This window comes from Paenibacillus nasutitermitis, assembly GCF_014641075.1.
Taxonomy (GTDB): domain Bacteria; phylum Bacillota; class Bacilli; order Paenibacillales; family Paenibacillaceae; genus Paenibacillus_Z; species Paenibacillus_Z nasutitermitis.
This window is the reverse complement of the sequence record NZ_BMHP01000002.1, coordinates 443,071-459,004: the sequence shown is the minus strand read 5'-3', so window position 1 is coordinate 459,004 and position 15,934 is coordinate 443,071. Positions and strand designations below refer to the sequence as shown.

The 15,934-nt window shown below is 51.9% G+C and carries 12 protein-coding genes and 1 riboswitch; of the genes, 11 read left to right on the top strand and 1 reads right to left on the bottom strand.

What is annotated here, in order from left to right:
• Positions 1-3: 3 nt before the first annotated feature.
• Genes sdaAB through IEY46_RS12105 form a run of 3 tightly spaced genes read left to right on the top strand, consistent with a single transcriptional unit; the run spans position 4 to position 2,773 of the window.
• On the top strand, positions 4-690 hold the full coding sequence (gene sdaAB, locus IEY46_RS12115; protein ID WP_188992267.1) for an L-serine ammonia-lyase, iron-sulfur-dependent subunit beta: 687 nt from the start codon (positions 4-6) through the stop codon (positions 688-690).
• Positions 687-1,595 (top strand): L-serine ammonia-lyase, iron-sulfur-dependent, subunit alpha, encoded by a 909-nt coding sequence (gene sdaAA / locus IEY46_RS12110; protein WP_188992266.1) that lies wholly within the window; start codon positions 687-689, stop codon positions 1,593-1,595. Before sdaAB ends, sdaAA begins: the two co-directional genes overlap by 4 nt.
• On the top strand, positions 1,592-2,773 hold the full coding sequence (locus IEY46_RS12105; protein WP_188992265.1) for a M20 metallopeptidase family protein: 1,182 nt from the start codon (positions 1,592-1,594) through the stop codon (positions 2,771-2,773). The genes sdaAA and IEY46_RS12105 overlap by 4 nt, the downstream gene beginning before the upstream one ends.
• Before the next feature lie 87 nt (positions 2,774-2,860).
• On the opposite strand, the gene IEY46_RS12100 is transcribed toward IEY46_RS12105, so the two are convergent.
• Complete coding sequence (locus IEY46_RS12100; RefSeq protein ID WP_188992264.1) at positions 2,861-5,011, bottom strand: heavy metal translocating P-type ATPase; 2,151 nt, start codon at positions 5,009-5,011, stop codon at positions 2,861-2,863.
• Between the two features lie 270 nt (positions 5,012-5,281).
• Here IEY46_RS12100 and IEY46_RS12095 point away from each other — a divergent pair, with 270 nt between their 5' ends.
• The 8 genes from IEY46_RS12095 (at position 5,282) to IEY46_RS12055 (ending at position 15,900) form a co-directional block, all read left to right on the top strand.
• The gene (locus tag IEY46_RS12095) at positions 5,282-5,650 is read left to right on the top strand and encodes an ArsR/SmtB family transcription factor (protein ID WP_188992263.1); all 369 of its coding nucleotides are present in this window, start codon (positions 5,282-5,284) and stop codon (positions 5,648-5,650) included.
• Positions 5,651-6,207: 557 nt separating this feature from the next.
• Positions 6,208-7,728, top strand: a complete 1,521-nt coding sequence (locus IEY46_RS12085) for a HEAT repeat domain-containing protein (RefSeq protein ID WP_188992261.1) — start codon at positions 6,208-6,210, stop codon at positions 7,726-7,728.
• A gap of 169 nt (positions 7,729-7,897) precedes the next feature.
• A riboswitch (FMN riboswitch) is annotated at positions 7,898-8,049 on the top strand.
• Positions 8,050-8,185: 136 nt separating this feature from the next.
• A complete protein-coding gene (locus IEY46_RS12080) occupies positions 8,186-9,145 on the top strand; it encodes a DMT family transporter (RefSeq protein WP_188992260.1) in 960 nt (319 codons plus the stop codon).
• 335 nt (positions 9,146-9,480) lie between these two features.
• The gene (locus IEY46_RS12075) at positions 9,481-11,235 is read left to right on the top strand and encodes a Rieske (2Fe-2S) protein (protein ID WP_229750259.1); all 1,755 of its coding nucleotides are present in this window, start codon (positions 9,481-9,483) and stop codon (positions 11,233-11,235) included.
• A complete protein-coding gene (locus IEY46_RS12070; RefSeq protein WP_188992259.1) occupies positions 11,225-11,506 on the top strand; it encodes a hypothetical protein in 282 nt (93 codons plus the stop codon). Before IEY46_RS12075 ends, IEY46_RS12070 begins: the two co-directional genes overlap by 11 nt.
• Entirely contained in the window at positions 11,491-12,681 is a 1,191-nt protein-coding gene (locus IEY46_RS12065; protein WP_188992258.1) for a beta-ketoacyl-[acyl-carrier-protein] synthase family protein, read from the top strand. The genes IEY46_RS12070 and IEY46_RS12065 overlap by 16 nt, the downstream gene beginning before the upstream one ends.
• Before the next feature lie 55 nt (positions 12,682-12,736).
• Positions 12,737-15,112 (top strand): EAL domain-containing protein, encoded by a 2,376-nt coding sequence (locus IEY46_RS12060; protein WP_229750258.1) that lies wholly within the window; start codon positions 12,737-12,739, stop codon positions 15,110-15,112.
• A gap of 176 nt (positions 15,113-15,288) precedes the next feature.
• Positions 15,289-15,900 carry a pentapeptide repeat-containing protein gene (locus tag IEY46_RS12055; RefSeq protein WP_188992256.1) on the top strand — a complete coding sequence of 204 codons (612 nt, stop codon included), beginning with the start codon at positions 15,289-15,291 and terminating at the stop codon, positions 15,898-15,900.
• Positions 15,901-15,934 lie beyond the last annotated feature (34 nt).

The window sequence follows — 15,934 nt, the reverse complement described above, 5'->3', positions numbered from 1 at the left end:
CCGATGCGCTTCAAGGATGTTTTCAGCATTATCGGGCCTGGAATGATCGGACCATCAAGCTCTCATACCGCCGGTGCCGCAAGGCTTGGGCAGGTTGCACGCCGGCTGCTGGGAGCCCCTCCCGTACAGGCGGAAATCACTCTGTACGGCTCGTTTGCCGAAACCTATCGAGGTCATGGTACGGATCTGGCGATTGTCGGCGGATTGCTTGATTTCAGCACCGATGATTCGCGAATCCGCCATTCTCTCGCGCTTGCGGAATCCCAAGGGATGCAGATCATATTTCGCACTGGAATCCAGCAAGCCCATCATCCCAACACGGCTGAGATTGTGATGAATAACGGCAGTCGCGAGGACCGGCTCACCGGAACCTCTATCGGCGGCGGCAATATCGAGATTATTGCCGTTAATGGCTTTGATGTCCGGTTTAGCGCTCATCATCCCACACTGCTGATCTTCCATGCGGACCGTCCAGGCATGTTGGCCGATATCACGTCTGTGATGAAATCCCATCGGCTGAATATCTGCTATATGGATGTCGACCGCAAGAGCAGAAGCGGGGATGCTTTGACGGTCCTGGAGACGGATGAGTCCATTTCTCCGGAGATGGTGCATCGGTTACTTGCTCTGGACGATGTCGGGAGGGTCAGCCTGGTGGATCTGGATAAGGAAGAGAGGGAGACGCCATGAATTTTGCATCGCTGCAGGAGCTTCAGGAGCGCTGCGAAGCCGGTGGCTTGTCCATGGGCCGTCTGATGCTGGAGCAGCAGGCTCTGGAGACCGATAAAAGTGAGGAAGAGGTCTTCCGGCAGATGTCGGATTATTACCTTATTATGAAGGAAGCCGTTCACAAAGGGCTGACGACTGACACGGTCTCGCGCAGCGGACTCACTGGCGGAGATGCCAAACGACTTCATGCCTATGCAGCGGAGGGGAAGTCTTCCCTGGGCGGCGAAGCGGCGGCGGCAATGGCATATGCGCTTGCCGTCTCCGAAGTCAATGCATCCATGGGAAGGATCGTCGCCACGCCGACAGCAGGTTCCTGCGGGATCATTCCAGGCGTATTTGTGCATTCACAGGAGAGGTTCGGCTGGGATGACAGCCTGCTTGTGGAAGGATTGTTTGCTGCTGGAGCGATCGGTTATATCATTGCCAATAAGTCTTTTATCTCCGGTGCCGAGGGGGGCTGCCAGGCTGAAGTGGGATCTGCCATCGGCATGGCTGCAGGCGCACTAACCGGAATGCGGGGAGGAACCCCCGCCCAGGCGGTGCATGCCGTGGGGCTTGCTCTGAAGAACTCGCTGGGTCTAATCTGTGATCCGGTCGGGGGATTGGTGGAAATCCCATGTATCGTCAGAAACGGCTTTGGAGCGGTGACGGCGCTTGCGGCGGCTGACATGGCGCTGGCCGGGGTACGCAGCGTAATCCCGTCGGATGAGGTGATCGATGTCATGCGCGAGGTTGGAACGGCCATGCCGGAAAAACACAGGGAAACCGCCAAAGGCGGACTTGCTCAAACACCAACGGGCAAACGGATAATGAAGGAATTATACGGGCGCAATAAATCGGGCGGCGGGAAGGAGAAGGGCCATTGAAACAACTTCTATCGGAGGCGCTGCTGCTGGAAGAGGAGCTGATCGCGCTGCGCCGCCATCTTCACAGGTATCCCGAGCTTAGTTTGCAGGAGTCGGATACCGCGGACCGGGTAAAAGCAGCACTGGCGGAGGCGGGCATTCCCTTTCGTGAACGGATAGGCGGTTACGGAATCGTAGCCGAATTAAAGGGTGAGGGACGTGACGGGGCTGTTATCGCCCTGCGTGCCGACATGGATGCGCTCCCTATACAGGAGGAGACGGGACTTTCCTTTGCTTCCGCCGCTCCGGGCTTGATGCATGCTTGCGGACATGACGGGCATACAGCTATTTTGGTCGGGGCCGCAAAGCTGCTTTCCGGACAAAATTTTAGCGGCACGATCCGTCTATTGTTTCAGGCGGCGGAAGAAATAAATAGCGGCGCTGATGCGATGATTGCGGAAGGCGTGCTGGATGATGTTGATGAAATTTATGGCCTTCACAATCTGCCGACGCTGTCGGCAGGCAAGGTTGCTACCCGGTACGGCGCGTTGATGGGTGCCGTGGACCGGATAGAAATCGAAATTGAAGGCAGAGGCGGACACGGGGCGATTCCCGATCAGAGCGTCGATCCGGTCGTATGCGCTTCAGCAATTGTAATGGGACTGCAGACGATCGTAAGCCGCGAGCTCTCGCCTTTTGATCCCGCGGTTGTGACCATTGGCAGCATTCACGCTGGCGAAGCCAACAATGTCATTCCTCACCGGGCATTGCTGACGGGGACCGTCCGCACCTTCGACCCCGTTGTGCAGCAGACCATGGAGGAGCGGATCGGGCGCCTGGTCCGGCAGATTGCCGAAGGTTACCGCTGCAAAGCTTCACTGCGTTATATCACTCAGGTACCCGTACTTGTGAATCATGATCCTTGCGTCGGGCATGTCGAAGCGGTAGTGGAGCATATGATTAGTGCCGAGAACCGTGTAGAAGCATCGCCAACTCTTGCCGGTGAAGATTTTTCCAGGTATTTGCAGCATGTGCCGGGCTGTTTCTTCTGGCTTGGCTCAGGCCCGGAAGAGAACGCAGAAGCCGCCTATGGTTTGCATCACCCGAAATACACCTTGAACGAAGCATGTCTGCCCCTGGGCAGCGCGCTGCTTGCTTCCATTGCTTTAGAACGATTAAAGAAGTTAAAGTCAAAGTAAATGAATATATTGCTGCTGGATATCAGCCAGTTGAATAGAAAAAAACAGATCGGCGATTATAGCCCGATCTGTTTTTTTTTCGGAAGATCAATGATTTCTTTTGCCGCTAATCAATACCGTTAAACTAACCAGCGTAACGAAGATCGTTGCACCCATGTCTGATAATATCGCGATCCACAGCGTCAGCCATCCGGGAATCGTAAGCAGGAGGGCAATCAGCTTCAATCCCAGGGCTATCGCAATATTGAAGCGGATGACGGCATTGACCCGCTTGGCGATACCGATGGCTTCCGGCAGCTTGCCCAGATGATCCTGCATCAGAACGATATCCGCCGTCTCAATGGCGCTGTCTGTTCCTTTGCCCATCGCAATGCCGAGCTGGGCAGACGCCAATGCCGGAGCATCGTTAATGCCGTCGCCAATCATGGCCACGTGACCGTTGGCGGCCATGTCCTTAATAATACGGACTTTGTCTTCCGGGAGCAGATTGCCGTGAAAGGAGGTGACGCCAACAACGGCGGCAACCTTCTCCGCGGTTTTTTGATGATCACCGGTCAGCATGACGGTTTGCCGGATTCCTGCACGATGGAGCTCTGAGATCACGGAGCGGCTTTCCTCGCGGATTTCGTCGGCGATGCCGAACATGCCAAGCACCTGATTCCGGTCGGCGACGATCACCAAGGTCAGACCCTGATCTTTAAGATCTGCAATCTGTGCTTTCACCTCTGGTGCAAGTGTCAAATGGGCGACACTCTGCTCATTGCCCAGCCAGTAGGTTTCCCCCGACACTTTGGCTACGATACCGCTGCCTGCGACTGTCCGGAGATCCTCGGCATCCGGAAGCTCGATGCCCCTTTTGGAAATTTCTTTCATAATGGCTCTTGCCAGGGGGTGAGAAGAGGATTTCTCGATCGCTCCGGCTGCTAGGTAGAACCGGGTTTCGTCGTAGACAACCATTTGCTCGACATGAGGTTCCCCTCTGGTCAGCGTACCGGTCTTATCGAAGGCAAGCGTATCGATCTTGCCAAGCTGCTCCAGAAACACGCCGCCTTTGATCAGAATGCCGTTCCGCGCGTTTCGGGTTATACCCGAGACGATCGCGATCGGCGAAGACAATATAAGAGCGCATGGACAGCCTACAATCAGTACGGCGAGTCCCTGATACAGCCATTTGATCCAATCTCCTCCGCCCAGCAGCGGCGGAACGATCATTACGAGCACGGCTGCAGCCATTATAGCTGGCGTATAATACTTGGCAAATTTATTAATGAACTGCTCGGTAGGTGTCTTGGTTTCCTGCGCTTCCTCCACCAGATGCAGAATTTTGGAAAGTGACGAATCCTCATACGCTTTTTCAATCCGGACCCGCAGAACACCTTCATTATTGATACTGCCTCCGAAAACGGCCATTCCAGCTGTTTTCTCCACAGGCAGAGACTCGCCTGTAATCGCAGCTTCGTTCACGGAGCTTGTGCCATCCTCGACAATGCCGTCGGACGGGATTTTTTCTCCAGGTTTTACGATGACCAGATCTTGAGCCTTTAAGGAAGCGATCGGCACGACCCGTTCAGCACCATTCTCCAGCCGGACAGCTTCTTTGGGGGCGACCTTCAACAGTGAAGCCATGGATCGACGGGCTTTCTCCATGCCAAGACCTTCAAGCAGCTCATTGAGACCGAACAGGATGGCGACAAGCGTCGCTTCTTTCCATTCTCCAATGGCGATGGCGCCGATTAGCGCAATGGTCATGAGTGTATCAATCGTAAACCGCAGCGATATTAATTGCCGTAGCCCGCGAAGGAATGTGGTGTAACCGCTCAAACCGGTCGCAAGCAGATAGAATCCGATCGAAAGGGCTTCTTGCCCGTAGCGGCCAGAAATAATACCTGCTGCAAACAAGAGGGCAGATAGGACAAGCATCCGGATCGGACCTGCCATTCCCTGATCATGACTGTGGGTATGGCCTTCGCCGTGATCATGCCCATGCCCGCCATGATCGTGGGAATGTCCTTCGCCGGCATGTTTATGTTCATGCTCATCGTGACCGCTTTCTATATAAGCGCGATCTGCTTTCAGGATATTCTCCACAGCCTTGAAAGAAATACGCGGATCGATCCTCAGCTTGCCGGTGCTGTAATGAAGTTCGGCTGTTTCTCCGTATTCCAGGCGTTTAATCTGACTCTCGATTGTCAGTGCGCAATTGCCGCAGGAAAGACCTTTGACGCGATATTCTTTCATGGAGCATTCCTTCTTTCAGATCAATATATGAATACATGCTCATATAATACTCCGGATTTGATTCCCTGTCAAACATACAGCTAATATATTTTGGCCTATTTTTCTATATCTGATGAATGACTGATTATCGGAAGCGTCTATTATTTTTATTCCGAACAGCCTTATGCGGTTCATACAAGCCGCAGATATAGATGGATACCCTTTTTCTTTCCCAATGCAACCCCAAATGCTATAATATAGAGCAAATCCAAAAGGTGGTTGGTGGAAATTGTGGCGGAGAAATTGATTCAAGACGCCTGTGACGAAGCGTGCAGCGGAACGGCAGCGGATGTAAACTCCGTTAAAGCCAGACTGGTGGACGATGCGGAGGCATCGGAAGTTGCCGATTTATTCAAGACGCTCGGAGATCCAACGCGGGTTAAAATGATCCATGCCTTGTCCCAGGGGGAGCTGTGCGTCCACGATTTGACGCAGGTGCTTGATATGGGGCAGTCAGCGGTGTCTCATCAACTGCGGTTTTTGCGAAATAACCGGATCGTAAAGAGACGCAAGGTTGGAAAAACGGTGTTTTATTCCCTGGATGACAATCATGTTGAGCAAATCTTTATACAGACGTTGGAACATTTGAAACATCATTAGTATTACCGGTCCGACCGCAGCCTTCATGCAGGCGTATAAGTAGGAAATGCGCGGAGTAAGATGGGAAGTCTGGGTTATATTTAAGACGCAGATGGATCAGTTCCTGGCGAATAATTGGTTAAGAGGTAGTTTTCGGAATGGAACTACAACAGCTTGAATGTGAATCAAATCAGCCTGAAGCGGACTCAAACACCGCTTCAGGCTTTTTATCTTTGTTTGCCCATAAAGGATAAACAACCGAAGATTATACTGATCCCGGGCACCTCGTCCAGCAGCAGATCGTGGAGGTCCTTTCTGTGCTTTCTGGCCACTGTGGAAATCATCAGCGACAATAATCTTGTTGTCGGCCGCAATGTTAGTGTGTTCCAATTGCTAAAGCCTTAGGCTGACCGCGTTGGGCGGACTGAGCATGTACGATGATGCCGGCCAATCTAAGTATTGTGCAAATGCATCATAATAACGTTCATATTATGTTAGCGGCACCCACTGTATAATGAGGACATCATTCCCGGCAAGTTGAGAAGGGAATCAAACTTTATACTAAGCGAGGGTGACCCATGGAACAGAAAACACTTCAATTACTGGATGACGAGCAAATGCAAAGCTTTATCTCCAAGGGCTTCTTAATCCTGAAAACCGATTTCAAGAACGAATTTCATACGCGCTTGTTAGAGCAGCTAGATTATGTATACGAGAAGGAAGGCAATCCCGGCAACAACTTGCTTCCACGGATCAGAGAGCTGCAGGTTGTTTTTGACAGTCCTGTGATCAAGGGCGCCCTGACCAGTGTTCTGGGACCGAATTATATCATGCATACACACCGTTACGGTCATTTGAACAGCAATCCTGTGCCGGGCGGATGGCATAAAGACAGCTACTGGGGTTATCAAAGAATGCGCAATCACAAGCAGTGGTGGGCCATGATTATGTATTTCCCGCAGGACACCCCGCTTGAGCTTGGACCAACCGGCGTGATGCCGGGAACGCAATACCATGAGAGCCGGATTTTTGAGCAGGACGATAATGATTGGGAAGGCAAAGCAAACGGAGGAGCCGGCACCTTCGCTCTGATTCATTATGATATCTGGCATCGTTCCAATTCCAATTTGACGGGGAAACAGCGTTACATGCTGAAATTCGAGTTTATGCGAACCGATGCTGCAACGGAGCCAACCTGGAATTGTACGGATCCGCAGTGGCAAGCTCCATCTGCTCTGGACATCCCAATGGACCGGCATGATCTGTTGTGGGAGAATAACTGGAACTGGATGGCCGGCAAAGGCGGCGATCTCTCGGGGCGCCAAAGCGGTGGGGAACACGCGGATGTGGCTGAATTTGCGAAGCAGCTGCAGAATGAGGATGCTCACGTACGGGCGGAAGCTGCCAACCAGCTCGGACTGCTGGCTGGACCGGATGCCGGGCAAATCCGCCAGCTGCTGGCAGATGCGCTGCAAGACAGCTATGAACCAGTCCGTCTCAACGCCGCTTATGGGCTTGCTGCATGCGGTTCTGCTGGTGCCGAGCTGCTGCTTAATGCCGTTAAAGATGGGGAGAAGCCGGTTGCGGTATCTGCTGCTTATGGGCTAACCGCTTCGGGTGCGTACGCAGAGGAAGGATTAATCCGGCTGACGAAAAGCGATAAAGAGCTGACTGTACACCTGGCCGCATTCGCGCTGGGCGAACTGGATGCTGTCGGCGAAGCTGCTGCACAGGCGATCATTGGCCTGACGAAGCATGCATCCGCAATCATCCGCAGAACTGCGGTTGAGGTGCTAGGGAATTTACAGGTCACGGACAATGGTGCGATTACCGCTGCATTGGCGGAGGCTCTGGCCGATGAGGACCATCAGGTCAGGTTCTGGGCGGGCTTATCGCTGGCCAAGAAAGGACCTCAGGCGGAATCGGCGATTCCCGAGCTGGTCCATGCTCTGGACGATGACAGCAGGTATGTACGCGGTCATGCGGCTGAAGCGCTGCGCCGCATCGGTACGAATGAGTCGAATAATGTTCTGCTCGATTATTTGCTGGCCACACGTTGGTGCCCGATCTCTACTCCGCAAAATGAATGGTATCCTTAGGCGATTAACGGAGGACTTCCAAATGGCTGGCAAGAGCACAAGCTCTTGCCAGCCATTTCCGCCTTCACCAGTAAAAAAATTTTCAAACGGCAGCGTTTACATCGCGATTTTGCGCTTTCAGCTAATTGAAGAGCTGAAATCTCTGTGTTACAATTCAGGCTAATTGAATACGGATCTTCGGGGCAGGGTGAAAATCCCGACCGGCGGTGAAGGTTCCAGATGGAACTTCAGCCCGCGACTCGCACATCGCTTTATACGGTATGCGACTGACTTGGTGCGATTCCAAGGCCGACGGTATAGTCCGGATGGGAGAAGGTCAAAGCAGCGCAGCGAGAAGCCACGAAAGAAAAAAGGCTTCAAGCTGGGCCTGTTTGAGTCAGCCCTGTTGTCTTTATTGACGGCAGGGCTGTCTTCTTTATCGAAGCGTCCTGTTCAAAAACAGGAAGGGTTGTTGAATATGGAAAAGAAACTGATTTTGAACGATACGCCGCTGTACCGTCAGCATACCGGGAAGGCTGCCGTAAGCGGAATCTGGTTGGTAGCTGCAGGAGCAGCACTTTGGGGGATGGATCCGTTATTTCGCATCCTGCTGCTGAAGTCGCTAACCTCCTCGCAAATCGTATTCGCCGAGCATCTGCTGCTGATGGTGTTCGCGATACCGATATTGTTGATTCATCGCAGCGAGCTTGCGGGATTGAACATGCGCCAACTTGGGGCGCTGCTCTTCATAGGCTGGGGCGGGTCGGCTATCGCGACTGTCCTGTTTACATCCGCTTTTGTAGCGGGGGATCCCAACACGGTGCTGCTGATTCAAAAGACACAGCCGCTGTTTACGATATTTATTGCCCGGCTGGTTCTGCGTGAATCGCTTCCTCCGCGTTTCTCCTGGCTGATCCTGCTGGCACTTGCCGGCACGTATCTGATTACCTTCGGATTGTCGACGCCTATCGGGCATTGGCATAACATATGGACAGGCGGCAGTCTCTTATCCCTTGGCGCTGCGGCTTTATGGGGCGGCTCTACCGTTATGGGAAGACTGCTGCTGGACCGTATGAGCTTCGTTACAGTGACAGCCTTGCGGTTTGTTGTCGCATTGCCCCTGCTGCTCGCCTTAACCTTATCGGAAGGGGCACAATGGCATATTCCTTCAGAGGTTGGCGCATTCGCCGCCGTAACCGCTAACCTGCTGCTGCAGGCGTTTTTGCCGGGGCTGGCCAGTCTGCTGTTCTATTACCGGGGCTTGTCCCGCACGAAGGCGTCCTATGCGACGCTTGCCGAATTGTCGTTTCCGGCAGTCGGTCTGATCGTAAACTGGCTTGTTTTCAGCCAGCCGCTGACGATCGTACAGTTTGCCGGATTTATTCTTATCTGGGTGACTCTTCTGCTGCTATCCAGACAGACGAAGTCCGCGGCATAGGCAGCTTCAAGCAGCTTCACTGACGGTTATAGAGGGCATCGTTGAATGTGTTTAACGTTATCTGCTCACCGTTCGCGCGGCATAAGTACGATTTTGATCTCCAAAAGCTAGCTACAGCAGCAGTCAGGGACGAGAAAATAAATCCTGAATTGCTGCTTTTTTATTACCTATCGGATTATCCTGCATGAATTTCTATTGTAATTCACCAGGGTCTTCGCATCATAGTTCAAAGAAACGATAGCTAATAAATTATACTGTCTTGAGCCGCAAACCGAAAAGGGCTGGTATAATAAGGGTGCAAGCTTATTATACGGACCGAAAGGGGTTTGTTACTAATGAGTGTGGCGAACATGACGGGTGAGTGGTTATTCGCTGGAACTTTGGAATCGCTTCAACAGGAGAAAGCGAAAGTCATTAAAGGCGGAATCGCTGTTTTCTATCACGAGGAACAGGTATATGCAGTGGATAACCGCTGTCCACATCTGGGGTTTCCGCTGCACATCGGAAGCTTGTGCGACGGGATTCTCACCTGCCACTGGCATCATGCCAGATTTGATGTGTGCAGCGGCGGGACGCTTGACCCTTGGGCTGACGATGTGCCGGCGCATGATGTGAAAGTTAAGGAAGACGGAGTGTGGGTGCATGCCCGTTCCCGAAGCGTGCGCGATAAAGAAATGCAGTTGGAGCGGCTAAGAAACGGGCTGGAACAAAATATCGGCATTGTAATTGCCAAAGCGATAGTTGGCTTGCTGGAATCGAATGTGCCGGCTGCGGAAATTGCTGCAATGGGCATTGAATACGGCACCCGACTAAGCGGCGGCTGGAATGCCGGACTAACGATTCTGACTGCGATGACGCGGGTACTGCCCAAGCTGGACAAGATGGGCCAGCTGCTTGCCCTGTATCATGGACTGCATCATGTCGCCCGCAGCAGCAGCGGAAGGGCGGAGCATCATCTTCTGGGCGGACTTCCGCAAGGCGAGGTTTCCCAGGAACGTTTGACCTCATGGTACAGGAACTGCGTGGAGGTCAGAGATACGCAAGGAGCGGAGCGGATTCTGCTCACATCGATTGCCAAAGGGGCTACTGACGAAGAGCTTGCTGATATGATGTTCATCGCCGTAACGGATCATTTCTACCTGGATGGCGGCCATACGCTTGATTTCCATAACAAGGCGTTTGAATCCCTGCGTTTCGTGCAAGCAGATCGCAGAAGCCAAGTGCTTGCATCGCTTGTACCGTTGATGGCCAATCCAACCCGCAGCGAAGAGCTTCATCAGTGGCAGGCGCCTGTCAATCTGGTTGAACCGCTGCGTCAAGCGTTCAGCCAGCTTCCCCAACACAGGAGGGAAGAACAGCCTTTCAAATCCGTAACGACAGAAGAAGAGGAGAATCTTGTCGGCATGCTGCTCGGCGAGCAGCCGCTTGAGACGGTCCATGCGCTGCTTCAATTCATTCAGGAGGGAAAGGACCCCAGTCAGCTGGCACAGCTGGTTGTCCTTGCGGCGGCGGAACGAATCGTACGATTCCATACGCAGAATGATTTTGGCGATTGGATCGCGGTGCTGCATACCTTTACCTATGCACATGCCGTACATGAAGCGGCGGCACGCGGCCATGAGCCGATGGTGCTTCGAGCTATATTTTACGGGGCAATCAGCGTCTATCTGGACCGTTTCCTTAATGTCCCAGCTGCTCCAAGACCAAAGCCGGCTGAAGGTGAGGCGTCTATGGAAACCGCCGAACTGCTTCAGCTGATGGACCAGAGGCAGCAAGTCAATCAGGCCGCTAAGTGGGTCGCAAGTTATTTGAATGCGGACGGAAGCCGCGAAAAGCTGATGAATACGCTCGGTCATGCGCTGCTGCGGGAGGATGCGGAGTTTCATTCCTTTCAGCTTTATGAAGCGGCCATGAGCGCTTATGATCACTGGAGCGTACGAAGCGATCCGTTTGCGGAGCGCGCCAAGGAAACGCTGCTGATTGCGGCTGCGCGCTACCTGGCCGCCCATGCTCCGACGGCCCGCGAGACGCCGCATACGGCTCAGATCGCTTGGCGTCTTTCCCGGGGAGAGAAATTGTTTGAAGAATAAAGAATATCTCTACTTGAAAACAACGAGAGGTATGCGTTCGCGTATGCCTCTTTTTGTCCGTTGCGGCGTGTTTGAAGCCTGTTATCCAGGCGAGGAAATAAATTCATATTTCCCGGGTAAGCGCAAAAAAAGCCATTTGGATAAATTTATGGTGTTGAAAACCTGTGTATCAGCTATAATGTACTCGAACAATGTCGAAATAGGGGCTAACATTGTTGGAATTTCAGTCGATTATATAGAGAGCGTTGGGAGACAATGGAGAAAATCGTAGTGACAGGTTATGGCATCAAAGCGCCCGGAGCACAGGATGCCTTGCAGTTCAGAGAAGTGCTGGAATCGGGCTTGTGTACGCATCAAGTGATTAAGGGAATCGGGCCGCACGGATCGGATTTGATAGGCGGAATCGTAAAAGGCGATTTCAAGCAAATGAATGGCATTAATTACAAGAATTACCCCCGGGTAGCCCGACTTGCGATAGCTGCTGCCGGAGATGCCATGGAGATGTCGGGGATAGCTCCGAAAGAAGGGCGGCGCGTTTCGGTTATTATGGGGACTTCCGTAGGCGGTCTGTCCGAGATTGAGCAGTATGCGGAGCTCAGCAATAAAGGGCAGTTTGAGAGGTTCCCCCTGTCCAGCGCGGGGGCAGGGAACCCTCACAGCTTATCGTCTGCTGTGGCCAGCCATATTGGCGCTAGCGGTCTTGTTTTTACATTAAGCACAGGCTGCACAGCAGGGCTGGATGCCGTCCTGATGGCGAAGCTGCTGCTGGAGACCCATCAATCGGATGTTTGTGTGATCGGCGGCTCCGATTCTCCCGTCTCCCGGGGCTGTGTGTACAGCTTTTCGAAGATGGGGGCTTTGGCAAGAGAGCAGGAAATCGAGCTTGCAGGCTGCCCTTTTTCCCTGGACAGGGAAGGGTTTGTAATCGCGGAAGGCGCCGGGGTAATGGTGCTGGAGCGGGAGAAGGATGCCCTGCGAAGGAATGCGCAGTTGTATGGGGTGATCGACAATATCTATACGAATAATGACGGACAATCCATCTTTGCTTCCGATCTGACCGGACGCACGATGACACAGGCACTGCAGGCCGTCCTTGGCCCGCATAAGCCGACGTATATGAACAGTCAGGCACTTGGTTTAAATTCAAATGATAAGGTGGAGTATATAGCGTACCGTAATTGTCTGGAATCCGATGTCCCGGTTACAACTATTAAAAGCATGGTCGGGCATGCCTTCGGCGCTAGCGGAGTGATGCAGGCTATCGCCTCGCTTATATCCATGGAGCATCGATTTATTCCGCCAACGATCAAAACCTCCCGACAGGGCTTCTTTGATCTGCCGATTGTCACCGAAACTCTCTACCAGGATATTGAACAGATTGTAATAACCTCACATGGCTATGGCGGAAACAATACCTGTATGCTACTTTCCAAATACAAGGAATGACGCCACAAGGACTTGTTAATTTTTGTATAAATAAAAGCAGGCGAGGGTAAAATCCATGTTCTTTCTAATGCTCGTTTTTTCAATCGTCCCTTTAGGTCTTGGTCTCGCCATCCAAACATTGTTCGGCAGAACGATGTTGTCCAAAAGTCTGTTCATTTTTATGTTATTCATCGGGGTTTGGCAGCTTGATGTGGCCATATTGTTCGCTCATAATTATTTCTCGCTGGGCTGGATTGATTTCCTGTTCCGTTTGTTCCGGTTTGGATCAATCATGCTGCCGCCTTCCTTATTGTATGTGACCTATGCCATTTACCGGAGTTTGGCTCAAAAAGGCGAGCTTTCCCCCAGATGGACGTGGATCATCAACAAGAAAATGATCATTGCACTCTCCTGCTGGAGCATGCTCGTCTATGCCACAGGATGGATGAAGATGAGCATCAAGAAGCTGGCTCTTGTTGAATCGAAGCATTATGCAAGCTTTCTTTTTCCCGAATATGGTTCCTTCAGATGGATTTTCAACCTGAGCTTCCCGCTTTTTTTTATATGTATCGGGTTATGCTTCTTCATCAGTCTAAAGGTCGCAAATCCGCATCGAAGAGCCTTTCTGGTATTGTTCAGCTCCACTTCTGTTGTGGCCTATTCCGTCGGCACGCTTAATATGTCGCAAAGAAGCGGCCTGTATCCCAGCAGTATTGCCGTTTTGATATTTGCCATTGCGGTCTTTATAGGCTTTTGCTTTATGCATGCCAATGTTGTGCGGGAGATGAACCGGGCGTTAATGAACCAGCAGGAATTTCTGCGGACTGTCATTGACACCAATCCAAGCTTTATTTACACGAAGAATGCAAAAGGTGCTTTAACGCTCGCGAATTTGTCGCTGGCCAAGATGTATGGGGAGACCGTAGCTAATATCGTCGGCAAGAAAGAGACGGATTTTATTCAATATGAAGATGAGTATCGGCACGGAGAAGAGGAAGAGCTCGAGCTGCTTAAGAAGGGCGAGGGCATCTATAATTTGGAGCAGGTTATCGTCGACCATAAGGGCAGCCGCAGATGGGTGCAGACGGCTAAAATTCCCATCGGCCTATCGGACTCGCGGCAGCTGCTCTGTGTTTCTACCGATATTACGGTAAGAAAAGAATATGAGCAGAGGATTGTGGAGCTGGCCTATCGCGATACGCTGACAGGACTGCCAAACCGCAGAGCGTTCAACCAGACATTGAACAATGCCCTGCTTCTGGAGCAAAGCGGAATCGTCTTAATGTTCATTGATCTCGACCGTTTCAAAATCATTAATGATACGCTTGGCCACTCTGCAGGCGATCAATTCCTGATGATGGTTGCTCAGCGGCTTTCGGATGTACTGGAAAGCGACGGCAAGGCGTTTCGCATCGGCGGCGATGAATTTGTTATTATGCTGACGGGAAGCTCCCACGCACAAGCCGAGCTGGTGGCGGAGAAAATTCTGCAAGCGTTCAAATCCCCCTTTGTATTGAAGGGCCAGGAGGTGCATTCCACGACAAGCATCGGAATGAGCCTGTCTTCCCCGGAAAACCTGGATGCCGAATCGCTAATGAAACACGCCGATACCGCCATGCATCAGGCCAAAGAACAGGGCCGGAATAAATACCGTTTCTATAACAGCGAGATGGACCGTACGTATCTTCGTAAAATGGTATTGGAGAAGGAGCTTCGAAAAGCCATCAACCATGAGGAACTGATGGTTTATTATCAGCCTCAGATTGATCTGGTGAGCCGGAAACTGGTCGGTGTGGAAGCTCTGCTGCGTTGGAACCATCCGGAGCTTGGTGATGTTTCGCCCGTTGAATTCATTCCGCTGGCGGAAGAAACGGGTCTGATCGTGGGGCTGGGAGAGTGGGTACTCCGGGAAGCCTGCAAACAACTCAAGCAGTGGCAGTTGTGCGGCTTTAGTCCGATCCGGGTGGCGGTCAACATTTCCTTGCGCCAGTTTTATGAATCCAATCTGGTGGAGTCGATTGCCCGTATCGTGAATGAGACCGGTATTCCCTTCCAGCACCTGGATCTGGAAATTACCGAAAGCGTAGCGATGCATGATACCAGTCATGTGATTGACAAGCTGGACCAGTTGAAGCGTCTTGGCCTTTCCATATCCATGGATGATTTCGGGACGGGATATTCCTCGCTCAGTTATTTGAAGAAGCTGCCGATTGACAAGCTGAAGATTGACCGCTCTTTTCTCGTGGATGTAACCAACGACAAGGATAATGCGGCGATTGTGACGACGATTATTGCGATGGCCAAAAATCTCGATCTTCGGGTGGTTGCGGAAGGGGTAGAGAATGATCAGCAGCTTCAGCTGATCATTGAAGAGGGGTGTCATGAAGCACAAGGCTATCTCTTCGGCCGTCCTATGCCGGAGCAGGAAATAAGAAAACAGTTAACGAAATGAATGAGAAGCTGGCCCCTCAGGGTCGGCTTCTTCGTGTATGAGGCACCCGATTTAGGGCAAACCGATGATCTGTTACGAAGGCGGCAGGGGTTGATCATGCCTTGCCATCGCGGAAGCGAAATAGGATAATAGGTAGGGTGATTCCTGAAATCATCAGCATTAAAGGGGGAATAATGATGTATCAATACATAGATCAAACCTACGAAGAGGTAGATTTCAGCAGCTCGGACCGCCGGGAAGGGGAACTGCAGCACTGTACGTTTACACGGTGCCGCTTTCGCGGAACCTCCTTCGAGGAGATCAATACGATCGGCTGCCGGTTTATTGATTGCGATTTCCGGGGCGCATTATTAAATGCTTCGATTCATACGGAATCGGCCTTTATGAATTGCATTTTTACATCTGCCAATCTGTTCGTTGCCAAATTCGTCGGCTGTAAAATGACCGGATCGGATTTTTCCGGTGCGCAAATGGATGGCATTACGCTGGTAAAGGGAGACTGGTCCTATACGAATCTGCGAAATCAACATTTAGCCAAACAGGATTTGCGTGGCATTCGTTTCCATGAAACGGATTTATCCGGAACCAGTCTGGAGAAGGCCGATATGCGCGAAGCTGATCTGACACGGGCGCAGCTGAGCCGGGCCAAGCTTTCGGGAGCTGATTTTCGCGGTGCGATTCTGGATGGAGTTGATTTGAAGTCGCTAGATCTGAAGGGAGCAAAAATGGATGCGGTACACGCCGTCCAATTGCTTCGTTCATTTGGCGCCAAAGTGGATGAAAGGTAAAATGAAGGATTTTGATTGGAATGAGGGTAATGAT